Consider the following 22,274-nt stretch of genomic DNA (forward strand, 5'->3'; position numbering starts at 1 on the left):
CATCCGACATAGAACAGCCCGCGTCAGGTGACGGCGGGGAGGAGGGGGCCTTGGCCCGACAGATCCAGACTATCGCCCGAATGGCGGCCACGTTGGTAACTTGCGCGTCGTTTGCTGCGACGGGGGCTCATGCTGAAACAGCGCCTGAGACAAAGGCTGAGACCGGGGCTGAGACCGAGGCTGAAACAGGGGCTGCGGGGCAAGTCGTCGCCCCGCCCGTCACGCCTGCGCCTTCCACCGAACGCGAAACGCTGACCGGAGACTGGGGAGGCCTGCGCAGCGACCTCAAGAAAGCCGGTGTGACTTTCCGGGGCGACTATGTTTCGGAGACTTTCTCCGCCGTGGATGGCGGCCAGCGGCGCGGCACCACTTACGTCCAGCAGGTGCGCCTCGGCGCCGATTTCGACATGGAGCGTCTGGCCGGTTGGCAGGGCGGGATCGTCCATGTGACGTTCAACGATCGGCGCGGCGTGGGCCTGTCCTCGGACTTCGTCGGCAATCGCCTGCCGATCCAGGAAGCGGCGGGCGGCTACTATGCGCGCCTGACCGAGGCCAGTGTCGAGCAGAACCTGATGGGCGGCAGGCTGAACCTGCGGCTCGGATACTTCGCCATGGGCAATGACCTTGGCGGCATGGCGATCGGCTGCAACTTCGTGAATGCGGCGTTCTGCGCCCATCCGCTCTCGATGTCTGGCGACAGCGGGTGGTACAACTATCCCAATGCCCGCTGGGGCGCGGCGGTGCGTTACAAGCTGCGGCCCGATCTCGTCCTGCGCAGCGGCGTCTATCAGGTGAACCCGCGTCTCAATGACGAGGACAATGCCTGGGATCCTTTCGCGGGCGGGACCACCGGCGTCGTGCTGCCGCTGGAGCTGGAGTACGATCCGGGTACGCGCCCGGGCAGCCGGGCGCTTCCCGGTCATTACAAGCTGGGCGCCTATTACGACACCTCGCGCGTGGACCGGTTGGGCGGCGGGGGCACCGTGAAAGGGCGCTACGGCCTCTATATCCTGGCGGACCAGATGATCGTCCGGGAGGGCAGCGGCAACCGCGGCTTGTCGATATTCGGGCAGTTCACCGCCAATCCGCAGATCTCGGCGCAGATCACCCGCTGGTATGCGGGCGGGCTGGTCAAGACCGGTACGTTCAAGGGCCGGGATGCCGATACCATCGGGCTGGGGTTCACCCATGCCGTGGTCGATCCGCGCCTGCGCCGCGTCCATGTCGATACCGCGCCGGTTCCGGGGAGCTATGCCTCGCTGCCCGCAGGGGAAACCGCGATCGAACTGAGCTACGGTTTCCAGGCGAACCGCTGGCTGGTGGTGCGGCCGGACGTGCAGTACATCATCGATCCCGGCGCTTTCAGCTTCCGTTCGACGCCGAATGCCCTGGCACTCGGGCTGCAAGTGCGCATGCAATTCTGATCGGAAAATCGCGGACCGCATCGACCCCTCCGATTTTTCAGGATCTGCGGTCCGCGAAAGGAAAGGAAGTGGTTACTGGCGCAGGCTGTCCGGCACGACGCCGCCGTTCTGGGCAAGGCTGTCCATGACCGCCCTGTGGAGGGCGATGTTCTGCTCGGCCGAACCATCCGCCCCGGCATGGACGTTCAGTTCGCCCGCCAGTTCCTTGCGTGCGGCAAGGCTGGAATCGAGGTCGAGCAGCTTGAGCAGGTCGACGATCGAACTGCGGTAGTTTCCGCCGTTGTCCGGTTTCATCGAGGCCATTTCCGCCAGCACCGCGCCGACGTCCACCTGCACGGCGGGTTCGGGCGCAGGCGTGGGGGCGGGTGCTGCCGGTGCCGGAGCGGCGGCCGGAGCAGGCGCGGGGGCCGAAGTGGCGGCCGGCGTGGCGGCCTTGGCTTTGCCGTGATGGAAGATCTTGTCGTAGATATTGCCGAGAATTCCCATTGTCGTGCTCCTGCCGTGGACCGGAACGGTCAGTGCGGGAACGCCTGCGGGCGCCGATGGTTCACGATGAGGATGTAGTCTGGAAGAGGAATTCACCATGAAGCATCGGATAGTTCTGGCCGTGTCGATCGCCGCACTCGCAGTGGCGGGCTGCAAGAAGGAAGCGCCTGCCCCCAGCGACGTCGCTACGGCGCCGGCTACCGGCGTTGTTCCCGGCGCGATCCCGGGCGCGGATGTGCCGATGGGCACGGCCACGCAGACCCCGGCACAGGCCTTTGCCAATGCCGCCGCCGCCAGCGATGCCTTCGAGATCGAGGCATCCAAGCTGGCGATCGCCCAGGGGCAATCGGCGGGCGTGAAGCGTTTTGCCGAAAAGATGGTCGATGCGCACACCCAGTCCACGGCGAAGCTGAAGGGCGTGACCGACAAGCTGGCCCCGGCGATCACGCCCGACGCCGGACTTTCCGAGGCACAGCAGCAGACGATCGATTCGCTCAAGACGCTGAAGGGTGCGGACTTCGACAAGGCCTATGCCAAGGCCCAGGTCGACGGACACGAGGCGACCCTGGCCAAGCTCAAGGACTATGCCGCAAGCGGCGATTCCGCGCCGCTCCAGGCATTTGCGAAGGAACTGATCCCCACCGTAACGGCCCATCTCAACATGGCCAAGTCTCTGTAATCGAGTAATAAGATCGGGAAAGCGCAGGCCGTGCTCAATGCTGGAACGGCCTGCGCTTCAGATCGCCCTGAGCAGGCGCGTTCTGTCCCGCTTCGGGACGTATCCGGGTTTCCCCGCGTTCATCAGATTTGTCTGCTGCCCACGCAGCGGTTCTGCTAGAGTCACGGCGTGACAACAGCGATTCCCCACGACTTCCGCATTGGCGTCGATGCCGCAGACATCGATTTCATGGGCCATGTGAACAACGCCAGCTACCTTAAATGGGTGCAGGACGCGGTTCTCGACCATTGGCGCGCGATCGCGCCGACGGAAGTGGTGGGCCAGCATCTCTGGGTCGCCCTCAAGCACGAGATTACCTACCGCAAGCCCACTTTCCTGGGCGACGACGTGATCGCCACGGTGCTTCTGGAAAAGGTCCAGGGCGCGCGGGCGTTCTACGAAACGGTCATCAGGCGCGGTGAGGAAGTGCTCGCCGAAGTCAAATCCAGCTGGTGCTGCCTCGATGCGGCGACGATGAAACCCGCCCGCCTGGCGCGCGATGTCATCGACCACTTCTTCGGAAGCGAAAGCTGATCGGGAAGGGCGTGTCGTCACCTGCTCGTACCAGCTATCGCGCCTGATTTAAGCCGCGCGAAGCAGCCGCAAGCCCTCGGCGCCTCTTGGGCCATCTGTTCACTCGTGGTATCAAGCACGCCATGTTTCTTGTCGCTATCCTGCTTTCGGCTGCGATGCCTGCGGTTTCCTCTTCCATAAAGGCCCATTCCGACCGGCCTATCGGTGAAGTGGCGGCCTGCGTGGAAACCGAGTTCGATGACGTGGGCGTCAGCGAGAACCTGTCCTTCGAGTTCGGACGGAAAGTGGATTTCCGCATCGCCAAGGAAACCGATACGCCGACCAGCCCGGTGATGTCGTTCGAGGCGCGTCATGACGGCACGCTCGTGCTCTACGGCTTCGGCGACTGGAAGGACGCCGTCGAGCCGATGTGGAAGAACCTCGCGCGCGAATGTTTCCCGGAAGTCCAGGGCGCTGTGACCCGGCCGAAATCCTGAAACGGACCGATCTTATTCGGCAGCCTCGGCCAGATTCTGCGACGGTGGCCGCTTCAGTTCCTCCGCTGCGAAATCGTCTACCGCGATGACGTCCGCGACTGCCTCGTCCGCTTCGTGCAGGCTTTGCAGTTCCTCTGCGGTGATAAGCCCCTCTGCCAGCGCCCGATCCCAGTCCCGCACGCGCGCCTTGCGCAGGCGGTCGTGGACCGGCTGCGTGGCCACGGTCTGCCGGAAGGCATCGGTAAGGCGGCCGACCGCTTCGTCCGCGCCGCCGATATAGACGTTTTCCACCAGCCGGTCTCGGGCGGGGCAGGGCTCCATCAGGATTTCGGCACAGCGGCGGATCGTGCGGTCCGAGGGGCCGTTGCGGCGGCGGCCGAAGGGCTGGATGAACAGGCGCAGCATCCAGCCGACCGGCCTTGCGGGGAAGTTGGCGATGATCCCGGCGAAGCGCTGCTCGATTGTGGCGAACCCGCTTTCCATGCACCAGGCGAGCAGGGGCAGATCCGCTTCCTGCCGCCCTTCGTCCTCCCAGCGCTTGAGCGCGCCGGACAGGAGGTAGAGTTCGGAAAGCACGTCGCCGAGCCGGGCCGAGAGCAGTTCGCGCCGCTTGAGTTCGCCCCCCAGCGTCAGGAAGGAAATGTCCGAAGCGAAGGCGAATGCGGCGGCATAGCGGCTCATCTGGCGATAATAGCGCGTCGCCTTGCCCGCCTTCGGTGCAGGCGCGAAGAGCCCGCCGCTCCAGTTGCGTACGAAAGCGCGGATCGCGGTCTTGAGTGCATGGCCCACATGCTTCCAGAGCACCTGGTCGAAATTGGCCAGCGCGCGGCCCCGATCGGCATCGCCCACGGCTCGGATTTCGTCGAGGAGATAGGGGTGCGATCGGATCGCGCCTTGCCCGAAGACCATGAGGCTGCGCGTCAGGATATTCGCGCCCTCCACGGTGATGCCCACCGGAATGGCGCGGTATTGGCTGCCGAGGTAGTTGCGCGGCCCTTCGATCACGGCCTTGCCGCCGTGGACGTCCATGGCGTCGTTGATCACCACGCGCATGCGTTCGGTGGCGTGGAGCTTGAGGATTGAGGAGATGACGGCGGGGTGGTTGCCCTGGTCCAGCCCGGCGCAGGTCAGCCGCCGCGCGCCGTCCAGCAGATAGGCATTGGCGGCAATGCGGGCGAGGCGTTCCTGGATTCCTTCGAACTTGCCGATCGGCAGATTGAACTGGGAGCGCACCCGGGCATAGGCCCCGGTGGTATGGGCCGCGAAGGCGCCCGCCGCCGCCGAGAGCGAGGGCAGCGAAATCCCTCGACCCGCCGCCAGCGCGCTCATCAGCATCTTCCAGCCTTGGCCGACCCGTTCGGGTCCGCCGATCACGTTTTCCAGCGGAATGAAGACGTCGCGCCCTTCGTTCGGGCCGTTCTGGAACGTCTGCATAGAGGGAATGTGGCGGCGACCGATGGTGACGCCGGGCAGGTCCGTGGGCACGAGCGCCACGGTGATGCCGATCTCTTCCTCCTGCCCCAGCAGGTGGTCCGGGTCGCGCAGCTTGAAGGCTAGTCCCAGGATCGTCGCCACCGGCCCCAGCGTGATGTAACGCTTGTGCCAGTTGAGGCGGATGCCCAGCACGTCCTCTCCATTCCACTCGCCCCGGCAGACCACGCCCTCGTCGGTCATGGCGGCGGCATCGGAGCCTGCTTCCGGGCTGGTGAGGCCGAAGGCGGGAAGTTCGCGCCCGTCGGCCAGGCGCGGCAGCCAGTATTCCTGCTGGGCGGACGTGCCGAAGCGCAGGATCAGTTCGCCGGGACCCAGCGAATTGGGCACCATGGCCGTCACCGCCCCCGAGACCGAGCGGGTGGCGATCTTGCGGACGATTTCGCTATGGGCGAAGTTCGAAAAGCCCAGGCCGCCGTGCTTGCGCGGAATGATGATGCCGAAGAACTTCTCGCGCTTCAGGAAGTCCCAGGCTTCCGGCGGCAGATCGTGGGTTTCCCAGGTCATGCGCCAATCGTCGATCATGCCGCAGAGCGTTTCGGTGGGGCCATCCAGGAAAGCCTGTTCCTCGTCCGTCAGGCTGGCGGGAGGCATGGCCAGCAGCTGTTCCCAATCGGGATTGCCGGTGAACAGCGCGGCGTCCCACCAGGTATTGCCCGCATCGATCGCTTCGTTTTCGGTGGCGGAGAGGGCCGGTAGCGCCGATTGCACGAGCGAAAGCACCGGACGGGTCAGCACCTCGCGGCGAACGGCGGTCAGGGGATTGGCGGTGTGGGACATCGAAAGGCTCCTTCTCCTGCCCGGCACAACGTATGTCCCGATGGAATGGCTCCCAGCTTTGTGGTTGGGCGCTGCCCCGCAAAGGCTGCTTGCCGGAAAGTCCGCAGCGCGCCATGGACCGGGAATGCGCGTGTTTCTGGACTTCGAGGCATCCTCGCTGGGTAAGCGGAGCTATCCGATCGAGGTGGCCTGGGTCTTCGAGGACGGCCGGGGTGAAAGCCACCTGATCCGACCCGCGCCCGGCTGGACCGACTGGGACGATGCCGCCGAGGCCATCCACCGCATCCCCCGCAGGCTGCTGGAGCGGGAGGGCGAGGCGCACGAGCAGGTCGCGGCAAGAATGGTCGAGCAGCTTTCCGGCCATGCCCTTCATGCCAGCGCGCCGTCATGGGACGCGAAGTGGCTCAATGCGCTGCTGCGGACTTGCGGCTATCCCAAGCACCATCTGCGCCTGCGCAAGACCGCGGACATGATCGTGGAGGACGTCGCTGATATCCTAGGGAACAAGGTTCCGCCGGCAGGGCGAAAGCAGGCAGCGGCAGCGGTGCTGGCCGAGGTCTGCGCGGCGGAAGCCGATCCGCCCGCCCATCGCGCCCTGCCGGATGCGCGCGCCGAGCTAGAGCGCTGGAAAGCGGCCTGTAGCGCTGCCGAGGCCTTGCGGGCGAGATCCGCCTGAGAGGCTGTTCGAAAATTCGCGAAACGCGAATTTTGCGGCACCAGCCCACGCCCCCACCCTACCACCCAACGGTATTATCCTGCGGGTGGTAGGGTGGGGGCGTGGGCTGGTGCCGCAAGAAAATGCCCGAATGGGCATTTTTCAAACGGGCTCTGAGGACGTGCAAGATTTGCCAAGTTCGCAGCCTTGGCTATCATCCGCCCATGTCGTCAGGTGAAATCGTCAGGAAGCAGTACGCAGGCAAGCGGTACGCAGGCAGGGAGCGGTGAGGGCCGGTTCGATTGCCGCTGTGCCGCCATTGGAACATGCGCCGCTGTCGAAGCGATCCATGGTGGTCGCCGCCTTTTCCACGATCGTCGAATGGTACGATTTCACGCTCTACCTCTATCTCGCCACCGTGCTGTCACGGGTGTTTTTCGGCGGCGGCGGAAATGCGCTTTCGATCACGCTTGGCGGCTTTGCGGTGGCCTACCTGATGCGGCCGCTGGGCGCGGCGGTTTTCGGACATGTCGGCGATCGCTATGGACGGCGGCGCATGATGCTGCTGTCGATGGCGCTGATGACGGCCGCCATGCTCGGCACCGCAGCCATGCCTACGCATGCCGCGATCGGTCCCGCAGCGGGCTGGCTGCTGCTGGCCCTGCGCTGCATCATGGCCTTCTCGGTGGGCGGCGAATATACCGGGGTGGTCGCCTACCTGATGGAAGGCGCGCGGCGCAATCGGCGCGGCCTGGTCACGTCTTCTGCCGCTGCCGCAAGCGAACTGGGCGGATTGCTGGCGGCGGGTGTCTCGGCGCTGGTGGTCAATGCACTGGCTCCGGTCGCGCTGGACGCATGGGGCTGGCGCATTCCCTTCCTGTTCGGTGCGGTGCTTGCCGGGGCCGTGTTGCTGGCGCGTGCCACTCTGGAGGAATCGCCGGAGTTCGAGCGGCAAGTGGCGGCGCGAAGCGTGCCCGAGCGGCCGCTGCGGCAGGTGCTCTCGCAGCACCGCGCGGCGATCGGGCGCGGTTTCGCGATCTCGGCGCTCGGCTCGATCACCTATTATGTCGGCATTACTTATGTCCCCGCGTTCGTCACGGGATCGGGCGTCATGGCGGAGAGCCAGGCCTTGTGGCTCTCCACGGCGGCGGCGGTCATGGTCATTTTCGTCACGCCGTTCGTTGGCGCCTTGTCCGACCGGATCGGACGGCGGCCGGTGCTGCTTTGCGTCGGCGTGCTGGCGGTGCTGGTGCCTGCGGCGTCCTTCGCGGCCATGGCCGAGGGTTCCTACGGAGCGGCGCTGGTCGGCGCGCTTCTGCTGGCCTCCCTGGGCGGCGCGGTGAGCGCGGTGGGCGCCGTGGCGACGGCCGAGCAGTTTCCCGGCGAGGGACGCCTGACCGGCCTCGCCCTCGGCGCGACGGCAGCAACGGCGGTGTTTGGCGGTCTTGCACCTTTCGTGGCGCAAGTGCTGGTCCAGACGACCGGCTGGCAGGCGGTTCCCGGGGTCATGATCGCGGTCGTCGGTCTTTGCGTCCTGCCGGTTTTCGCGCGTTTGCCGGAAACCCGGCCGAGCGTCTGAGCGACGGACTGCCTTCTCGGTGAGGCCAGTGTCAGATTTCGCAAAATGTGAAAACCGACTTTGCCAATTATCGATGGAAGCCCACCTTGAATCCCGCCATCTAGGTTGCCGCATCGCAGCAAAACGCCGAATCTTGTTTCGGCGGCGATAACGCTTTGCCAGTAACGAGGTATTCGATCCATGACGGCTTTGACTGAAACGCGCTATGTCTATCGCTTCGGCGGCGGCGTCGACGATGGCGGCAAGGGCGACAAGAACCTCCTGGGCGGCAAGGGCGCCAACCTCGATGGCATGGCCGCGATCGGCCTGCCGGTTCCCCCGGGCTTCACCATCACCACCGAGATGTGCACGCGCTACTATGATGACGGCGGCGTCTATCCCGAAAGCGTGAAGGCCGAAGTCGCGCAGGGCATCGCGCATATTCAGCAGGTGACCGGCAAGCAGTTCGGCAATACCGCTGACCCGCTGCTCGTCTCGGTCCGCTCGGGCGCGCGTATCTCGATGCCGGGCATGATGGACACCGTGCTCAACCTCGGCCTTAACGACGAGACGGTGGAAGGCCTCGCCCAGACTTCGGGCGACGAGCGTTTCGCCTGGGACAGCTACCGCCGTTTCATCCAGATGTATTCGGACGTCGTGCTCGAACTCGATCACGGCGCTTTCGAGGAAGCGCTGGACATCGCCAAGGAAGATCGTGGCTACGACCTCGATACCGAGATGACTGCGGCCGACTGGAAGGTTCTGGTTGCCGAGTACAAGGCGATCGTCGAGAAGCTCTGGAACAAGCCGTTCCCGCAGGACGTGAACGATCAGCTCTGGGGTGCGATCGGTGCCGTGTTCGGCTCCTGGCAGTCGGACCGCGCCAAGGTCTATCGCCGCCTGAACTCCATCCCCGGCGAATGGGGCACGGCCGTCAACGTGCAGGCCATGGTCTTCGGCAACATGGGCGAGACTTCGGCCACCGGCGTTGCCTTCACCCGTGACCCGGCCACCGGCGAGAACGCCTATTACGGCGAGTATCTCATCAACGCGCAGGGCGAAGACGTCGTCGCCGGCATCCGCACCCCGCAGTACCTGACCAAGGGCGCCCGCGAGCGCGCCGGGGCCAAGCCGCTGTCGATGGAAGAGGCGATGCCGGAGACATACGCGGAACTCGCGGGCGTGTTCGAGATCCTCGAAAAGCACTACCGCGACATGCAGGATATCGAGTTCACGGTGCAGCAGGGCAAGCTCTGGATGCTCCAGACCCGCTCTGGCAAGCGCACCGCCAAGGCGGCGCTGAAGATCGCCGTCGACATGGCGCGCGAAGGCCTGATCAGCGAGGAAGAGGCCGTCGCCCGCGTCGATCCCGCCGCGCTCGACCAGCTTCTGCACCCGACGCTCGATCCCAAGGCGCCGCGCGATGTGCTCACCAAGGGCCTGCCTGCCTCGCCGGGTGCGGCTTCGGGCGCGATCGTGCTCGATGCCGACACCGCCGAGAAGCTGGCCGAGCAGGGCAAGGCCGTCATCCTCGTTCGCGTCGAAACCAGCCCCGAGGACATCCACGGCATGCACGCGGCGCGCGGCATTCTCACGGCACGCGGCGGCATGACCAGCCACGCCGCCGTGGTGGCACGCGGCATGGGCCGTCCCTGCGTCTCCGGCGCGGGTAGCCTCCAGATCGACAACGTGGCGCGCACCATGCGCATCGACGGCCGCGTCCTGAAGGAAGGCGACACCGTCACCATCGACGGCGCCACCGGCGAAGTCATGGCGGGCGAAGTGGCCACCGTGCAGCCGGAACTCGCCGGTGACTTCGGCACGCTGATGGAATGGGCCGACAAGGTGCGCCGCCTCAAGGTCCGCGCCAATGCCGAAACCCCGCTGGACTGCCGCACCGCGCGCGAATTCGGCGCCGAGGGCGTGGGCCTGTGCCGCACCGAGCACATGTTCTTCGACGCTGCCCGCATCACAGCCGTGCGCGAGATGATCCTGGCCGAAGGCGAAGCCGAGCGCCGTGCCGCTCTGGCCAAGTTGCTCCCCGAACAGCGGGACGACTTCGCGGAGATCTTCACGGTCATGGCCGGCCTGCCGGTGACGATCCGCCTGCTCGATCCGCCGCTCCACGAGTTCCTGCCCCATGCCGAGGCGGAATTCGAGGAAGTGGCCCGCGCCGCCAATGTCAGCGTCGAGACGCTCAAGCGCCGTGCCGGTGAACTGCACGAGGTCAACCCGATGCTCGGTCATCGTGGTTGCCGCCTCGGCGTGACCTACCCGGAAATCTACGAGATGCAGGCCCGTGCGATCTTCGAGGCGGCGCTCATCGTCAAGGAAAGCACCGGAGAGGCGCCGATCCCGGAAGTGATGATCCCGCTGGTCGCCACTGCCAAGGAACTGGAGCTGATGAAGGCGATCGTCGATCGCGTCGCCGCCGAAGTCTTCAGCGAACGCGGCGCCACGGTGGACTATCTCGTGGGCACCATGATCGAACTGCCGCGTGCCGCACTCAAGGCAGGCGAGATCGCGCAGCTGGGCGAGTTCTTCTCGTTCGGCACCAACGACCTGACCCAGACCACCATCGGCATCAGCCGTGACGATGCGGGCAAGTTCCTGACGCAGTACGTGGACAAAGGCATCTTCGCCCGCGATCCCTTCGTCAGCCTCGATGTGGACGGCGTCGGCGAACTGATCGAACTCGCCGCCGAGCGCGGCCGCAAGACCCGCCCGGACATCAAGCTCGGCATCTGCGGCGAGCATGGCGGCGATCCGGCCTCGATCGCGTTCTGCGAGAAGATCGGCCTCGATTACGTCTCAGCCTCGCCCTACCGCGTGCCGATCGCGCGTCTGGCGGCGGCGCAGGCGGCCCTCGCCGGGAAGTAAAAGCTACAACCGCGTCGGGGAGGAGGAGCTACCTGACCAGGAATGCGGATCGCGCGCGAAAGCGTGCGGTCCGCATTTGCTTTAGGGCTGTTTTAAAGCCTCACACTCCGCTCATCCTGAGCTTGTCGAAGGATGGGAGGCGTGGCGTCACGCTTCATGAGGCTTCGACAAGCTTCGCCTGAGCGGGTGTGTAGGTCAGCGCCCTTCCGAGCGCTCCACCAGGAAATCGATCAGCAGCCGCGCCGGGCCGGAGAGGCTTGCGCCATTGGCGGTCAGCAGCATCTGGCGCTCGGCCCATGGCTCGTCGAGTTCGACCAGCTTGAGACCCATCGGCACGATGAAGTTCCTCGCCGCCTCGCTCGGCAGGACGCCGATGCCGAACCCGGCCTGGATCATGCGGCAGACCGCGTCGTAGCTGTCCACGGCAGCGCGCAGGCGGAAGGTCCAGCCCTGCTCTTCGGCAGCGCGCGCCAGCAGGCGGGTATTGGCGGTGTCGTAACCCATCTGCACGAATTCGTGCTCGGCAAGGTCCTGGAAACGCACCGAATGCGTGCCGAACAACAGATGGGGCGGTGCGACCACGGCAAGCCGGTCGCAGCGGTACTTCCAGGTGTCGAGGCCGACCGTGCCGGGCTCCTCCAGGATGACGCCCACTTGCGCTTCGCCCGCGCGCAGGCGTCCGACGATCTCGGAAGAATAGACTTCCTGGATGTTGAGCCGGATCTTGTCGTTGGCATGGCCGAAGGCGGCAAGATCGGCGGGCAGGAACTGGGTAATCGCGGCGGTGCAGGCCAGAATGCTGACGCTGCCCTTCAGGCCTTTGGCATAGTCCGAAAGGTCGGAAACCGCGAGGCCCACTTCACGCATGATCCGGTGGGAGTGGGCGAGCAGGGCGTCGCCCGCCGCGGTCGGCGTCACGCCGCGTCCGTTGCGCACAAGAAGCTGGACGCCAAGGTCCTGCTCAAGCTGCGTCAGGCGGCGGCTGATCGCGCCGATGGCCAAGTTCGCCTCATCCGCTGCGCGCGACAGGCTGCCCAGTTCCGCAACCCGGATGAAGAGTTGCAGGGTCGTCAGGTTAAGCATCGGATATCGCGCGGATCGGCCATGAGCGGGCCTCTATAATGTGCATCAGGCGCTGCGGCTAGCACAGTGCGCGACGGAGATCCGATCATCGTTCTTCGGTCAACTCCGCGCCGGCGAGCGCGGCGGGAACGCCATAGCCCCACTCCTGATATTGCCGGGCGATGATCGCCGCCATTAGCGCGAGTTCCGGGGAATGGTCGCCGGGCCGATGGCTCATGATGATCGGCGATGTCGCCGGTTCGACAAGGTCCCGGAACGCGACGTCGTGGCTGCGAGCCCGCCGCACCGATTCCGGGACGATCGCCATGCCTTCCTCGGCGGCGACAAGGCCGATCGCGATCTGGAGTTCGCGGGCCTCGTGAACGACCCTGGGCTCTATGCCGTTGTCGCGAAACAGCGACATGACCTGGTCGGCATAACTGGGGCGCGGCATGCGGGGGTAGAGAATCTGTGGTTCGTTGGCGAGGTCCCGCAGGGAAATGGGCTCGTCGTCCTGCGCCAGGGGATGATGCATCGGGAAGGCGGCCACCAGCCGCTCGTTGCGCAGGATGATGCGCCGCACCGCCGGGTCGTCGAACCGGATCCGGCCGAAGCCAACATCGATGCGCCCTTCCTTCAGCGCGGCGATCTGGTCCAGCGTGGTGCTTTCCACCATGACCAGTTCCACGTCCGGCGCGGACTTGCGGAACTCGCGGATCAGTTCGGGCAGGCGGGCATAGATGGTCGATGCCACGAAGCCGATGACGAAACGGCGCCGTTTGCTCTCCGCGGCGGACTTCACCATCGATTCAAGGTCTTCCATCCGCGCCAGGATCTGCGTGGCCTGCTCGTAGAGCAGCTTGCCGACCGGGGTGAGCCGAAGCGGGCGCACCGAGCGGTCCAGAAGCTCGGCGCCGACATGGGCCTCCAGTTGCTGGATAGCGCGGGAGAGCGGCGGCTGGGCAATGTGCAGTCGTTCCGCCGCGCGGTTGAAATTCCCGTCGCTCGCCACGGCGACGAAGTAGCGGAGAAGGCGAAGATCCATGCTCATTATACCCGCTAGGTATCAGGCTTGCACCCGATTGGTCTTTGATGACCGCTTTGACGACCACTAGATAAGTGACAGCAACACTAACCAGTCGGGAGAGTCGCCGCAATGGCCATGCTGGATCGCGCCGATACCTTAATCGTCGATGTACCGACGATCCGCCCGCATGTGCTGGCCATGGCCACGATGCATTCGCAGGCGATGGTGATCGTCCGCCTGACGGACAGCGACGGCGTCGAAGGCATTGGTGAGGGCACCACGATCGGCGGCCTCAGCTATGGCGAGGAAAGCCCGGAAAGCATCAAGTCCGCCATCGACACTTATATCGTCCCGGTCCTGAAGACCTGCGATATCGCCCGTGTCGGCGCTACGATGGCCAAAGTGGCCAAGTGCGTGCGCGGCAATCACTTCGCCAAGTGCGCGGTGGAAACGGCGCTGCTGGACATGGCGGGCAAGCGGCTGGGCGTGCCGGTATCCGAACTGATCGGCGGCGGCCGCGTGCGGGATGACATGCCGGTGGCCTGGACCCTCGCCAGCGGCGACACCGCGCGCGACATTGCCGAGGGCGAGGAAATGCTGTCCCTGCGCCGCCACCGCATCTTCAAGCTGAAGATCGGCAAGCGCAGCGTAGCGCAGGACGTCGCCCATGTCGGCGCGATCTGCAAGGCACTGGGGGACCGTGCCAGCGTGCGCGTGGACGTGAACCAGAACTGGAGCGAGGCGCAGGCCAAGCTGGGCATGGCGATGCTGCAGGACGTGGGCTGCGATCTGGTGGAACAGCCCATCGCCGGAGACGATATCGCGGCGATGACCCGCCTTGCCACCACGCGCGGCGTGCCGCTGATGGCGGACGAGGCGCTGCACGGTCCGCGCACCGCGCTGCGCATCGCCTCTGCCGGTGCGGCGGGCGTGTTCGCGCTGAAGATCGCGCAATCCGGCGGCCTTTTCGCCACGGCCGAAGTCGCCGCCATCGGCACGGCGGCGGGGATCGGCCTCTATGGCGGCACGATGCTGGAAGGCGGCGTGGGCACGGCGGCTTCGGCCCATGTCTTCGCCACCGTTCCCGAGCTGGCCTGGGGCACCGAACTGTTCGGCCCGCTGCTCCAGACCGAGGAAATCCTCACCGAGCCGCTCGGCTACGGGGACTTTTCGCTGAAGGTGCCGACCGGCCCCGGCCTCGGCATCGCGCTCGATCCCGACAAGGTCGAATTCTTCCGGCGTGACCGTTCGGGGCCGCGCCTTCACGCCGTAAACGCAGGAGCCTGAGCCATGCTGTTCATGGTCGAAATGGACGTCAATATTCCGCTGGATTTCGACGCGGAAGAAGCCGCGAAGATCAAGGCGGCCGAGAAGGCCTATTTCCAGAAGCTCCAGCAGGCTGGCACTTGGCGCCACATCTGGCGCAAGGTGGGGCTCTATTCGAACGTCTCGATCTTCGATGTCGAGAGCAATGCGGCGCTGCACGACACGCTGATGGGCCTGCCGCTCTACCCCTTCATGACCATGAAAATCACGCCGCTCTGCCGGCACCCATCCTCCATCCATGACGACGATCGCTGATCGCCGGAGCCACTGAATACAGTCCTTGGGAGAGAACAAAATGGACGTCAGCTTCGTAAAGACCCCGGAAATCCAGCAGCTGCTCGATCGCGCCGCCGGCGTGAACGAGAGCGGCGGCAATCTGCGCCTCAAGGCGATCATGCGCGACCTCACCGAATCGGTGATGGAGCTGATCGTCCGCCACGACATTTCCGAAAGCGAGTTCTGGCTCGCCATGAAGTACCTTTCGGACAGCGCGGGCGAGATCGGCCTGATCGTGCCGGGCACCGGCCTTGAGCACTTCCTGGACCTCTACATGGACGCCAAGGATGCCGAGGCTGGCCTTACCGGTGGCACCCCGCGCACCATCGAAGGCCCGCTCTATGTGGCCGGTGCGCCGTTGGTGGAAGGCAATGTGAACCTCTCCGTCGACGAGGACGAAGGCACCACGGTCCTGCACATGACCGGCAGCGTCACCGGCCCGGATGGCGAGGCGGTGGAGAACGCGATCGTCCACGTCTGGCACGCCAATTCGAAGGGCTGGTATTCGCACTTCGACCCGACCGGCGAACAGACCCCGTTCAACAACCGCCGCCGCATCAAGCTGGGCAAGGATGGGCGCTATGCGTTCCATTCCAAGCAGCCGAGCGGCTATTCGGTGCCGCCGGGCGGATCGACCGACCAACTGATGCAGGCACTGGGCCGCCACGGCAATCGCCCCGCCCACGTCCACTTCTTTATCGAAGCGCCAGGCTATCGCACGCTGACCACGCAGATCAACTTCGGCGACGATCCCTTCGCGGCCGACGATTTCGCCTTCGGCACCCGCGAGGGTCTGCTGCCGGTGCCCAGCCGCCAGGGCGACAGCGCCTACATCCAGTTCGACTTCCAGATGCAGCGCGCCGCCGATGCGGACGACGAGCACTTCTCGTCCCGCGCCCGCGCCGAGGCCGAACCGCAGAAGCAGACCGAAACGGCCTGATCGCAGAATACGGGAGACAGGATCATGTACGAACGCCTCATGCACCGGGTCTCGACCGCCGTGGTCGATGACGTCGAAACCGGAGAGTTCCGCTGCCGCCGGGATGTCTTCACCGATCCGGCGCTGTTCGAACTGGAAATGAAGTACATCTTCGAAAGCAACTGGGTGTACCTCGCCCACGAAAGCCAGCTTCCCAGCAAGAACGATTACTTCACGACCTTCATCGGGCGCACGCCCGTAATCCTGACCCGTGCCAAGGACGGCGCGATCAACGGCGTGGTCAATGCCTGCGCGCATCGCGGCGCGAAGCTCTGCCGCCGCAAGCGGGGCAACCAGCCGCTGTTCGTCTGCCCGTTCCACGGCTGGAGCTTCAAGACCGACGGCAAGCTGCTGCGCGCCAAGGATGCCAGCACCGGCGCCTATCCGGACAGCTTCGACCACGAGGGTTCGCACGACCTCACGAAGGTGCGCGTCGAAAGCTATCGCGGCTTCGTGTTCGGTTCGCTGAACCATGACGTGCTGCCGCTGGAAGACCATCTGGGCGAAGCGAAAGTCATCATCGACCAGATGGTCGATCAGGCGCCTGAAGGGCTGGAAGTGCTGACCGGCAATTCCACCTACACTTTCGACGGCAACTGGAAGATGCAGATGGAGAACGGTTGCGACGGCTATCACGTCAGCTCCGTTCATGAAAACTACCAGTCCACCATGGGCCGCCGCGCCGAAGGCGGAACCAAGGCGGTGGACGCCAACGGCTGGTCCAAGGCGCCCGCCAGCGGCGTCTATGGCTTCGAACATGGCCACATCCTGCTCTGGACGCAGGTGATCAATCCCGAAGTGCGGCCGATCTGGAACCACAAGCCCGAACTCGACGCCCGGCTGGGCGAGGAGCGGGCGAAGTTCATCATCGAGCAGACGCGCAATCTGGCGCTCTATCCCAATGTGTTCCTGATGGACCAGTTCTCGACGCAGATCCGCGTCGTGCGCCCGATCGACGTGCACACCACCGAAGTGACGATCTACTGCTACGCCCCCAAGGGCGAGAGCGCCGAGGATCGCGCCCACCGCATCCGCCAGTACGAGGATTTCTTCAACGTCACCGGCATGGGCACGCCCGACGATCTGGAGGAGTTCCGCTCCTGCCAGAAGGCCTACGAAGGTGCGGGCGAGCTGTGGAACGACCTCAGCCGCGGCGCCACCCGCTGGATCCACGGCGCAGACGCCAATGCCAAGGCCATGGGCATGAACCCGCTGCTCTCCAGCGAGCGCAGCGAGGACGAGGGGCTGTTCGTGCGCCAGCACGAGTTCTGGGCGCAGATCATGCTGGACGGTCTGGCCAAGGACGCGGCCAATCAGCCGCCGATGATGGAGGCGGCGGAATGAGCACGCTCGACATGACCCGTGAGGTTCTCTCCTACCGCGAGATCTGCGCCTTCCTCTACCGCGAGGCGCGTCTGCTGGACGACCGCCGGTTCGACGAGTGGCTGGAATGCTATTCGCCCCAAGTCGAATACTGGATGCCCGCCTGGACCGACGACGATGAACTCTGCACCGATCCGCAGACCGAAATCTCGCTGATCTACTACGCCAACCGGCAGGGTCTGGAAGACCGCGTCTACCGGCTCAATACTGAGCGCTCTTCCGCCTCCACGCCCGAGCCGCGTTCGGCGCACTTCATCGGCAATGTCGAAGTGCTGGAGAGCCGGGAAGGGCAGGTGGACCTGCGCTACAACTGGCACACGATGAGCCACCGCTACCAGCAGACGCAGCAGTTCTTCGGGACCACGTTCCTGACGCTGGATACCGCGGATGAGATGCCGAAGATCCTGAAGAAGAAGATCGTCCTGAAGGACGACTACATTCATCAGGTCATCGACATCTACCACGTATGATGGGGGCGGACATGTCTGTTCACATGCACTCCCTCCTAATCACGTCCCCCCAACCCTCGTCATTGCGAGGAGGCGAAGCCGACGCGGCAATCCAGAGCGGCGCAGTGCCGCCCCTGGATTGCTTCGCTACGCTCGCAATGACGAAGTGCGTGGAGGCCCGGCCATGATCTTCAAGGCACGTTTCGCAGGCAAAGTCATGGTCGTGACCGGTGCGGCGCAGGGCATCGGGGCCGGTGTCGCCACCCGCGCCGCTGCCGAGGGCGCGAGCGTGGTGCTGGTCGACCGCGCCGAATTCGTGACCGAGGTGGAACAGGCCATCGTGGCGGCGGGCGGAAAGACGGTTTCCGTCTGCTGCGACCTTGAGACCTACGAAGGCGCGGCGGCGGCGATGGGGAAAGCCGTCGAGGCCTTCGGGCGGATCGACATCCTCATCAACAATGTCGGCGGCGCGATCCGGATGCGGCCCTTTGCCGAGTTCGAACCGGCGCAGATCGATGCGGAAATCCGCCGCTCGCTGATGCCCACGCTTTACTGCTGCCATGCGGTGCTGCCGACCATGCTGGGGCAGGGCGCGGGGACCATCGTCAACCTCTCCTCCAACGCCACGCGCGGCATTCGCCGGGTGCCCTATTCGGCGGCGAAGGGCGGGATCAACGGCCTGACCCAGAGCCTTGCCATGGAATACGCCGAAGCGGGCATTCGTGTCGTCGCGACGGCACCGGGCGGCACAAGCGCTCCCCCCCGACGTGTCGCCCGCAACGCCGAAGGCGACAACGCGCAGGAGCAGGCGTGGATGGCCGAGGCGGTCGCGCAAGTGACCGATTCCGCCTTCCTGAAGCGCTACGGAACCCTTGAGGAGCAGATCGCCCCGATCCTGTTCCTCGCCTCGGACGAGGCCAGCTACGTGACCGGCACCGTGTTGCCCGTCGCGGGCGGCGACCTCGGCTAAACGGAGACACTCGATGTCGAAAATCTACGATAGCCCTCGCAGCGCTCTGGATGGCCTGCTGTTCGACGGCATGACGATCATGTCCGGCGGATTCGGCCTCTCAGGCAACCCGGAGAGCCTGATCCCCGAAGTGCGCGCGGCAGGCGTGAAGGACCTGACGGTCATCTCCAACAACGCGGGCGCGGACGGGTTCGGGCTGTGGATGCTGCTGGAAAGCCGCCAGATCTGGAAGATGATCTCCTCCTATGTGGGTGAGAACAAGCTGTTCGAAAGCCAGTACCTTTCCGGCGAACTCGAACTGGAACTGAACCCGCAGGGCACGCTGGCCGAGCGCATTCGCGCGGGCGGCGCGGGCATTCCGGCGTTCTACACCAGGACCGGCGTCGGCACCGTGGTCGCCGAAGGCAAGCCGGTCGAAGTGTTCGAGGGCGAGGAATACGTGCGCGAAACCTGGCTGCGCGCGGACCTGTCGATCATCAAGGCCTGGCGCGCGGACGAGGAGGGTAACCTCATGTTCCGCAAGACCGCGCGCAACTTCAACCCGAACATGGCGACGGCGGGCAAGGTGACCGTGGCCGAGGTCGAGGAAATCGTCCCCGCCGGCACCTTCGATCCCGACTGCATCCACACCCCCGGCATCTACGTCGACCGCGTGGTGCTTTCGACCATCAACGAGAAGCGCATCGAGAAGCGCACCGTGCGTGAAAGGGAGGCCGCGTAATGAGCTGGACCCGCGATGAAATGGCCGCCCGCGCCGCGAAGGAACTGCGCGACGGGTACTATGTGAACCTGGGCATCGGCATCCCTACTTTGGTCGCGAACCATGTGCCGGAAGGCATCAAGGTCACGCTGCAGAGCGAGAACGGCATGCTCGGCATCGGCCCGTTTCCCTATGACGAGGATGTCGATCCGGACCTCATCAACGCCGGCAAGCAGACGATCACTGCGCTGCCCACCAGCAGCTTCTTCTCCAGCGCGGACAGCTTCGCGATGATCCGCGGCGGCCATATCGACATGGCCGTGCTGGGCGCGATGGAAGTCTCGGCCGAGGGCGACCTCGCCAACTGGACGATCCCCGGCAAGATGGTGAAGGGCATGGGCGGGGCGATGGACCTCGTCGCCGGGGTGAAGAAGGTGATCGTGGTGATGGATCACGTCTCCAAGCACGGCGATCCCAAGATCCTGCCCGCCTGCACCCTGCCGCTGACCGGCAAGCGCGTGGTGGACATGATCGTCAGCGATCTCGCGGTCTTCGCCATCGACCGCAAGGCGGGCGGGCTGACCTTGGTGGAACTCGCCCCCGGCGTCACGCTGGAGGAAGTCACCGCCAAGACCGGCGCGCCTTTCGCCCACGCGCTGGAAACGGCGTAAGACAGGAACGTCCAGGTGCCTAAACTGATAGTCGTCGACCGTTCGGGAGACGAAACCGCAATCGACGCCCGCGAGGGCGTCACCGTGATGGAAGCCATCCGCGACAGCGGTTTCGACGAATTGCTCGCGCTCTGCGGGGGTTGCTGCTCCTGCGCGACCTGCCACGTCTTCGTGGCCGAGGATTGGGCCGAGGCGACCGGCGCGCCCGGCGAGGATGAGAACGACCTGCTCGATTCCTCCGATCATCGCGGCGCGCACTCGCGCCTCTCGTGCCAGATTGCCTTGACCGCCGCGCTGGACGGCCTGCGCGTTACCATTGCCCCGGAGGATTGAACCATGCCTTTCACCCAGGTTCCCGGAGCCTCGCTCTACTGGAAGCGCGATGGCCGCGATGAGGCTCCCGCGCTGGTGCTGCTCAATTCGATCGGCACGGACATGGACCTCTGGGACGCGGTCCTGCCTCATCTTCGCGACCGCTTCGCCCTGCTGCGGATCGATACGCGCGGTCACGGCGCTTCTGTGGCCGAGCCGGGCGACTTCTCGATGACCACGCTGGCGGATGACGTGCTGGCCGTGGCCGCCGCCGCCGGGCTTGCCTCCTTCGCGCTGGCGGGCGTGTCGCTGGGCGGCATGATCGGCATGGAACTGGCGCTCCGCGCGCCTGAGCGTGTGACGAAGCTGGCGCCGGTCTGCACCTCCGCGACGATGGACAGCGCTTCCTGGAGCGACCGCATCGCCAAAGTACGCGGCGAGGGCATGGCCGCCATCGCCGATCTGGCGATGGGCCGCTTCCTGTCGGATGCCGCCGAGCCTGCCGTCTACGAAACCGTGCGCCGCCAGCTCCTTACCATGGATGCGCAAGGCTACGCCGGTTGCGGCGCGGCGATCCGCGATATGGATCTCGAGAGCCGCATTTCCGCCATCGCCTGCCCGACGCTGGTCGTCACCGGCACCCGCGACACTTCTACCCCGCTCGAAGGGCACGGCGAGCATCTCGTCTCCCGCATTCCCGGAGCGGCCCATGTCGCGCTGGAGGCCGCCCATCTCGCCCCGCTCGAAGCCCCCGAGGCGCTCGCCGCCGCGCTCGTCTCCTTCCTCGAAAGCTGATCATCGTGACCCAGGCCTTCATCTGCGACGCTATCCGCACCCCCATCGGCAAGCTCAATGGCTCGCTGGCGACGGTGCGGGCCGACGACCTTGCCGCCCTGCCGCTCAAGGCGCTGATCGAGCGCAATGCGCAAGCGGACTGGTCCATGCTGGACGATGTGATCCTCGGCTGCGCCAACCAGGCAGGCGAGGACAATCGCAATGTCGCGCGCATGGCCGTGCTGCTGGCGGGCATGGGCGAGAGCGTGCCTGGCGTCACCGTCAACCGCCTCTGTTCTTCGGGTCTCAATGCCTTGGGCATGGCGGCGCAGGCGATCCGCAGCGGCGATGCCGACTTTCTGATTGCGGGCGGAGCCGAAAGCATGACCCGCGCGCCTTACGTCATGGGCAAGGCGGACAGCGCCTTCGGACGCGGCCAGAAGATCGAGGACACAACGCTGGGCTGGCGCTTCGTCAATCCGGCGATGAAGGCGGCCTACGGCGTCGATACCATGCCCCAGACCGGCGAGAATGTGGCCGATCAGTGGCAGGTAAGCCGCGAGGAGCAGGACCGCTTCGCCCTCGCCAGCCAGGAAAAGGCAGCGGCGGCACAGGCGAGCGGGCGCTTCGCCGCAGAGATCGTACCGGTGGCGATCCCGCAGAAGAAGGGCGATCCGGTCCTGTTTGACCGCGACGAACATTTGCGCGCCACCAGCCTTGAGGCGCTGGCCAAGCTGAAACCGGTGGTGAAACCCGACGGCACGGTGACGGCAGGCAATGCCTCCGGTCTCAACGACGGCGCGGCGGCCATGCTGGTCGCCAGCGAGGAAGCAGCGAAGCGCCATGGCCTCAGCCCGCGCGCCCGCGTGATCGGCATGGCGGCGGCCGGCATCGCCCCGCGCGTGATGGGCGCCGGGCCGATCGAGGCAGCGCGCAAAGTGCTGGCCCGTAGCGGGCTCACCGTGGACGAGCTCGATGTCATCGAACTCAACGAGGCGTTCGCCAGCCAGGCCATCGCCACCTTGCGCGATCTCGGGATCGATCCCGCCGATCCACGCGTGAACCCCAACGGCGGCGCTATTGCGCTGGGCCATCCGCTCGGCATGTCGGGCGCGCGCATCGCGATGTCGGCGGTGGAGGAGCTTCAGCGCAGCGGCGGCCGCTATGCGCTGGCCTTCATGTGCATCGGCGTCGGGCAGGGGCTGGCCGTACTGATGGAGCGCGTGTGATGTCCGACGTCGTAATCGTGGGAGCCGGGCACGGGGGAGCGCAGTGCGCGATCGCCCTTCGCCAGAACGGTTTCGAGGGGACCATCACCGTGATCGGCCGCGAGCCGGAATATC

At 65.6% G+C, this 22,274-nt stretch carries 23 protein-coding genes; 19 read left to right on the top strand and 4 right to left on the bottom strand.

Annotated elements, in window-relative coordinates; genetic code table 11:
- Nucleotides 1–50 precede the first annotated feature (50 nt).
- Nucleotides 51–1,424 (top strand): carbohydrate porin, encoded by a 1,374-nt coding sequence (locus NTCA1_RS22090; RefSeq protein WP_236549520.1) that lies wholly within the window; start codon nucleotides 51–53, stop codon nucleotides 1,422–1,424.
- Between the two features lie 72 nt (nucleotides 1,425–1,496).
- On the opposite strand, the gene NTCA1_RS22095 is transcribed toward NTCA1_RS22090, so the two are convergent.
- The gene (locus tag NTCA1_RS22095; protein ID WP_159831874.1) at nucleotides 1,497–1,910 is read right to left on the bottom strand and encodes a DUF3597 family protein; all 414 of its coding nucleotides are present in this window, start codon (nucleotides 1,908–1,910) and stop codon (nucleotides 1,497–1,499) included.
- A 97-nt stretch (nucleotides 1,911–2,007) separates the two neighbouring features.
- On the opposite strand from NTCA1_RS22095, the gene NTCA1_RS22100 reads away from it, so the two are divergent.
- From NTCA1_RS22100 to NTCA1_RS22110, 3 genes are all read left to right on the top strand, one after another.
- Nucleotides 2,008–2,589, top strand: coding sequence for a DUF4142 domain-containing protein (locus NTCA1_RS22100; RefSeq protein WP_159831875.1), 582 nt, complete (start codon nucleotides 2,008–2,010; stop codon nucleotides 2,587–2,589).
- A 168-nt stretch (nucleotides 2,590–2,757) separates the two neighbouring features.
- Nucleotides 2,758–3,162 (top strand): thioesterase family protein, encoded by a 405-nt coding sequence (locus NTCA1_RS22105; protein ID WP_086489961.1) that lies wholly within the window; start codon nucleotides 2,758–2,760, stop codon nucleotides 3,160–3,162.
- A 122-nt stretch (nucleotides 3,163–3,284) separates the two neighbouring features.
- Entirely contained in the window at nucleotides 3,285–3,638 is a 354-nt protein-coding gene (locus tag NTCA1_RS22110; protein ID WP_086489962.1) for a hypothetical protein, read from the top strand.
- A 12-nt stretch (nucleotides 3,639–3,650) separates the two neighbouring features.
- On the opposite strand, the gene NTCA1_RS22115 is transcribed toward NTCA1_RS22110, so the two are convergent.
- Complete coding sequence (locus NTCA1_RS22115) at nucleotides 3,651–5,909, bottom strand: acyl-CoA dehydrogenase (protein ID WP_159831876.1); 2,259 nt, start codon at nucleotides 5,907–5,909, stop codon at nucleotides 3,651–3,653.
- 124 nt (nucleotides 5,910–6,033) lie between these two features.
- Here NTCA1_RS22115 and NTCA1_RS22120 point away from each other — a divergent pair, with 124 nt between their 5' ends.
- The 3 genes from NTCA1_RS22120 (at nucleotide 6,034) to ppdK (ending at nucleotide 11,002) form a co-directional block, all read left to right on the top strand.
- Nucleotides 6,034–6,585 (top strand): transcriptional regulator, encoded by a 552-nt coding sequence (locus tag NTCA1_RS22120; RefSeq protein ID WP_159831877.1) that lies wholly within the window; start codon nucleotides 6,034–6,036, stop codon nucleotides 6,583–6,585.
- A gap of 328 nt (nucleotides 6,586–6,913) precedes the next feature.
- Nucleotides 6,914–8,143: an MFS transporter gene (locus NTCA1_RS22125; RefSeq protein ID WP_159831894.1), complete on the top strand. Its 1,230-nt coding sequence runs from the start codon at nucleotides 6,914–6,916 to the stop codon at nucleotides 8,141–8,143.
- Nucleotides 8,144–8,323: 180 nt separating this feature from the next.
- A complete protein-coding gene (gene ppdK, locus NTCA1_RS22130; RefSeq protein WP_159831878.1) occupies nucleotides 8,324–11,002 on the top strand; it encodes a pyruvate, phosphate dikinase in 2,679 nt (892 codons plus the stop codon).
- 195 nt (nucleotides 11,003–11,197) lie between these two features.
- Here the strand turns inward: ppdK and NTCA1_RS22135 are convergent, their stop codons facing one another.
- Nucleotides 11,198–12,085: a LysR family transcriptional regulator gene (locus NTCA1_RS22135; protein WP_159831879.1), complete on the bottom strand. Its 888-nt coding sequence runs from the start codon at nucleotides 12,083–12,085 to the stop codon at nucleotides 11,198–11,200.
- A gap of 85 nt (nucleotides 12,086–12,170) precedes the next feature.
- The gene (locus NTCA1_RS22140; protein WP_159831880.1) at nucleotides 12,171–13,109 is read right to left on the bottom strand and encodes a LysR family transcriptional regulator; all 939 of its coding nucleotides are present in this window, start codon (nucleotides 13,107–13,109) and stop codon (nucleotides 12,171–12,173) included.
- A gap of 111 nt (nucleotides 13,110–13,220) precedes the next feature.
- Here NTCA1_RS22140 and NTCA1_RS22145 point away from each other — a divergent pair, with 111 nt between their 5' ends.
- The 12 genes from NTCA1_RS22145 to NTCA1_RS22200 form a co-directional block, all read left to right on the top strand.
- The gene (locus NTCA1_RS22145) at nucleotides 13,221–14,378 is read left to right on the top strand and encodes a muconate/chloromuconate family cycloisomerase (protein ID WP_159831881.1); all 1,158 of its coding nucleotides are present in this window, start codon (nucleotides 13,221–13,223) and stop codon (nucleotides 14,376–14,378) included.
- Nucleotides 14,379–14,381: 3 nt separating this feature from the next.
- Entirely contained in the window at nucleotides 14,382–14,672 is a 291-nt protein-coding gene (gene catC / locus NTCA1_RS22150; RefSeq protein WP_086489968.1) for a muconolactone Delta-isomerase, read from the top strand.
- Between the two features lie 40 nt (nucleotides 14,673–14,712).
- The gene (locus NTCA1_RS22155; RefSeq protein WP_159831882.1) at nucleotides 14,713–15,633 is read left to right on the top strand and encodes a dioxygenase; all 921 of its coding nucleotides are present in this window, start codon (nucleotides 14,713–14,715) and stop codon (nucleotides 15,631–15,633) included.
- Between the two features lie 24 nt (nucleotides 15,634–15,657).
- Entirely contained in the window at nucleotides 15,658–17,016 is a 1,359-nt protein-coding gene (locus NTCA1_RS22160; protein WP_159831883.1) for a Rieske 2Fe-2S domain-containing protein, read from the top strand.
- Nucleotides 17,013–17,525, top strand: a complete 513-nt coding sequence (gene benB / locus NTCA1_RS22165) for a benzoate 1,2-dioxygenase small subunit (RefSeq protein WP_159831884.1) — start codon at nucleotides 17,013–17,015, stop codon at nucleotides 17,523–17,525. Before NTCA1_RS22160 ends, benB begins: the two co-directional genes overlap by 4 nt.
- A gap of 163 nt (nucleotides 17,526–17,688) precedes the next feature.
- Nucleotides 17,689–18,474 carry a benzoate diol dehydrogenase BenD gene (gene benD / locus NTCA1_RS22170; RefSeq protein WP_159831885.1) on the top strand — a complete coding sequence of 262 codons (786 nt, stop codon included), beginning with the start codon at nucleotides 17,689–17,691 and terminating at the stop codon, nucleotides 18,472–18,474.
- Between the two features lie 13 nt (nucleotides 18,475–18,487).
- A complete protein-coding gene (locus tag NTCA1_RS22175; RefSeq protein WP_159831886.1) occupies nucleotides 18,488–19,195 on the top strand; it encodes a CoA transferase subunit A in 708 nt (235 codons plus the stop codon).
- The gene (locus tag NTCA1_RS22180) at nucleotides 19,195–19,845 is read left to right on the top strand and encodes a 3-oxoacid CoA-transferase subunit B (protein ID WP_159831887.1); all 651 of its coding nucleotides are present in this window, start codon (nucleotides 19,195–19,197) and stop codon (nucleotides 19,843–19,845) included. The genes NTCA1_RS22175 and NTCA1_RS22180 overlap by 1 nt, the downstream gene beginning before the upstream one ends.
- Nucleotides 19,846–19,860: 15 nt before the next feature.
- Entirely contained in the window at nucleotides 19,861–20,178 is a 318-nt protein-coding gene (locus NTCA1_RS22185) for a 2Fe-2S iron-sulfur cluster-binding protein (protein WP_159831888.1), read from the top strand.
- A 3-nt stretch (nucleotides 20,179–20,181) separates the two neighbouring features.
- On the top strand, nucleotides 20,182–20,952 hold the full coding sequence (gene pcaD / locus NTCA1_RS22190) for a 3-oxoadipate enol-lactonase (protein WP_159831889.1): 771 nt from the start codon (nucleotides 20,182–20,184) through the stop codon (nucleotides 20,950–20,952).
- A gap of 5 nt (nucleotides 20,953–20,957) precedes the next feature.
- On the top strand, nucleotides 20,958–22,160 hold the full coding sequence (pcaF, locus tag NTCA1_RS22195; RefSeq protein WP_159831890.1) for a 3-oxoadipyl-CoA thiolase: 1,203 nt from the start codon (nucleotides 20,958–20,960) through the stop codon (nucleotides 22,158–22,160).
- Nucleotides 22,160–22,274: FAD-dependent oxidoreductase (locus tag NTCA1_RS22200; protein ID WP_159831891.1), on the top strand; the 115-nt coding region annotated here is incomplete at its 3' end. The genes pcaF and NTCA1_RS22200, both read left to right, overlap by 1 nt.

This window comes from Novosphingobium sp. TCA1, from assembly GCF_009811895.1.
Classification (GTDB): Bacteria; Pseudomonadota; Alphaproteobacteria; order Sphingomonadales; family Sphingomonadaceae; genus Novosphingobium; species Novosphingobium panipatense_A.

Bases quoted from the DNA above. Each gene is read 5' to 3' on its own strand.
- NTCA1_RS22095 (WP_159831874.1), bottom strand. From the start codon at position 1,910: ATGGGAATTCTCGGCAATATCTACGACAAGATCTTCCATCACGGCAAA.
- NTCA1_RS22100 (WP_159831875.1), top strand. From the start codon at position 2,008: ATGAAGCATCGGATAGTTCTGGCCGTGTCGATCGCCGCACTCGCAGTG.
- NTCA1_RS22110 (WP_086489962.1), top strand. From the start codon at position 3,285: ATGTTTCTTGTCGCTATCCTGCTTTCGGCTGCGATGCCTGCGGTTTCC.
- NTCA1_RS22115 (WP_159831876.1), bottom strand. From the start codon at position 5,909: ATGTCCCACACCGCCAATCCCCTGACCGCCGTTCGCCGCGAGGTGCTG.
- NTCA1_RS22120 (WP_159831877.1), top strand. From the start codon at position 6,034: ATGCGCGTGTTTCTGGACTTCGAGGCATCCTCGCTGGGTAAGCGGAGC.
- NTCA1_RS22125 (WP_159831894.1), top strand. From the start codon at position 6,914: ATGGTGGTCGCCGCCTTTTCCACGATCGTCGAATGGTACGATTTCACG.
- ppdK (WP_159831878.1), top strand. From the start codon at position 8,324: ATGACGGCTTTGACTGAAACGCGCTATGTCTATCGCTTCGGCGGCGGC.
- NTCA1_RS22135 (WP_159831879.1), bottom strand. From the start codon at position 12,085: ATGCTTAACCTGACGACCCTGCAACTCTTCATCCGGGTTGCGGAACTG.
- NTCA1_RS22140 (WP_159831880.1), bottom strand. From the start codon at position 13,109: ATGGATCTTCGCCTTCTCCGCTACTTCGTCGCCGTGGCGAGCGACGGG.
- NTCA1_RS22145 (WP_159831881.1), top strand. From the start codon at position 13,221: ATGGCCATGCTGGATCGCGCCGATACCTTAATCGTCGATGTACCGACG.
- catC (WP_086489968.1), top strand. From the start codon at position 14,382: ATGCTGTTCATGGTCGAAATGGACGTCAATATTCCGCTGGATTTCGAC.
- NTCA1_RS22155 (WP_159831882.1), top strand. From the start codon at position 14,713: ATGGACGTCAGCTTCGTAAAGACCCCGGAAATCCAGCAGCTGCTCGAT.
- NTCA1_RS22160 (WP_159831883.1), top strand. From the start codon at position 15,658: ATGTACGAACGCCTCATGCACCGGGTCTCGACCGCCGTGGTCGATGAC.
- benB (WP_159831884.1), top strand. From the start codon at position 17,013: ATGAGCACGCTCGACATGACCCGTGAGGTTCTCTCCTACCGCGAGATC.
- benD (WP_159831885.1), top strand. From the start codon at position 17,689: ATGATCTTCAAGGCACGTTTCGCAGGCAAAGTCATGGTCGTGACCGGT.
- NTCA1_RS22175 (WP_159831886.1), top strand. From the start codon at position 18,488: ATGTCGAAAATCTACGATAGCCCTCGCAGCGCTCTGGATGGCCTGCTG.
- NTCA1_RS22180 (WP_159831887.1), top strand. From the start codon at position 19,195: ATGAGCTGGACCCGCGATGAAATGGCCGCCCGCGCCGCGAAGGAACTG.
- pcaD (WP_159831889.1), top strand. From the start codon at position 20,182: ATGCCTTTCACCCAGGTTCCCGGAGCCTCGCTCTACTGGAAGCGCGAT.